This is a genomic window from Camelimonas sp. FR25 (assembly GCF_059740505.1).
Window position 1 is genome coordinate 1 of sequence record NZ_JCAWFG010000024.1, and the last position, 1,634, is coordinate 1,634.

2 protein-coding genes are annotated in these 1,634 nt (G+C 56.7%); both read right to left on the minus strand.

Going from position 1 to position 1,634, the window contains the following annotated elements; genetic code table 11:
- Positions 1 to 26 precede the first annotated feature (26 nt).
- Positions 27 to 974, minus strand: coding sequence for a polysaccharide deacetylase family protein (locus AC6A67_RS03540; RefSeq protein ID WP_498035184.1), 948 nt, complete (start codon positions 972 to 974; stop codon positions 27 to 29).
- A gap of 362 nt (positions 975 to 1,336) precedes the next feature.
- Positions 1,337 to 1,634: hypothetical protein (locus AC6A67_RS03545; protein WP_498035185.1), on the minus strand; the 298-nt coding region annotated here is incomplete at its 5' end.

The following is a 1,634-nucleotide window of genomic DNA, read 5'->3' on the forward strand; positions in this document are numbered from 1 at the left end:
AGGCTCAATAGTGAATGTGAGGTCACTCAACCCAAATCCCCCATCGCATGGGATTGCATGCCATATTGATCTTGCAACATCTTGAAATGCCTTATGATGACAGCCAGGCCACGCAAATTTTCTTCCAGATTGAGCCCGAAATTGTGCGGGTGCCACCACAGGTGATACCCAGCGCCTTTCTGGGCGGCCGCTGTCATCCCGCGCTTGATGGTGGCCAGATGCGCTGGATGGAGCGGCGCCAGACGCCCGGCGTTGGGCCGCAGGAAGCGCGACGCGGGCACATCAACAGGATGCCCATGCGCCCTGTCGAACGCATGCGAGCCGAGGAGGCCCGAATAGGCGTCCACCAGCCTTAAAGCACGCCGCGCCCGTGTCTGCTCCGAGCCTTTCCCCGCCTTATATGCCCAACCGGTCGGATTGCCGCAGAAATGGGTGATTCCATATTGGCCGCAAACCGCGACATGACTGGCGTTAAACTGGTTGCGCGGAAAGACAATTGAACGCAGTTGAATTCCGCGGCGCTGAGCCAATGTAACGGCCGCTGCAATATCAGCCTCAAACTGCGCAAGTGTTTGCCCATCTTCAAGGCAGCAATAATGGGAGAGAGTGTGCGTGCCGATGTCCTGACCCGGCGCCTGGCGGATGGCTTCAATCAGCGATGGCGCGAAATAATACGGATCAGAGCGCTCATTTTCGCCGACTTCATCAAAATACCGGTAGCTGGATAGCGACCCATCCACGTAGCTTGGACGTAACTGCGGAGACGAGGCGAGCATCTCGTCTTTCGATTCACAGAATAGAAACCCAACTGTCGCCCACGTCACGCGAAGGCCGCTGTCAACAAACATAGCGAGCATATGCGGAATAGCGATACGAGCGCCAAGTACATTCTGTCCATAACTCCGTCGATCCGCATGATCGCGCACGCCCCATAACAATTCGAAATCAAGAGAGATAACAAATTTGGCCGCCATAATCCGTCACGATTCTAGCTCTGACCCGATCGCTCCAAGAAATACATAAATAATTACGGAAACACAAGTTACTAATCTCTTTAATGCATACAGTCTATTGGAGTAACGCCTAAAATTTCTAACGTCCATTATGGCGCCCACTCCCATCTGCCTCACAGACGGACGTTGTTGGACAGACATTGGTGCTGCCTGCTGAGATATTTTGCGGCATTTATCGCGACCCTCTTCCACGAGGCCGCAGCACCAGTGAGATGGAATTGCAGTGATGCAAGCTGTCACATCAGGCTTCCGCTGACGGGCTGCTTGCCAATGGGGTGAGCGGATTGGGACTGTGAGATCCAGCCTGCAGCGCCAAACGTTGCTTACGGTAGCCGAATGCTGGATGTGAGTAGAGCGACCCCGGTAGCCTGCTGAACGCGCACTTCCACCGCAACGCGCCGTATCCGACGCCAAGGCGCGAGCGCGATCACCCCCCTCGCGAGGCGCTTATTGTCAGGCGCCATCCCGCCGCAGACCGTTTGGCCCGGTCCTGCGGCGCCACGCTTCTCCTGGGCGAGCGGCAGACCGGCGTTGTCGGCGACTTCCAGGCCACCAACTTCAGATCGACCAATGAAGGCGCGCCTGTAACAGGACATCGCGCGCGCGTCGCGAGCCAAAGCC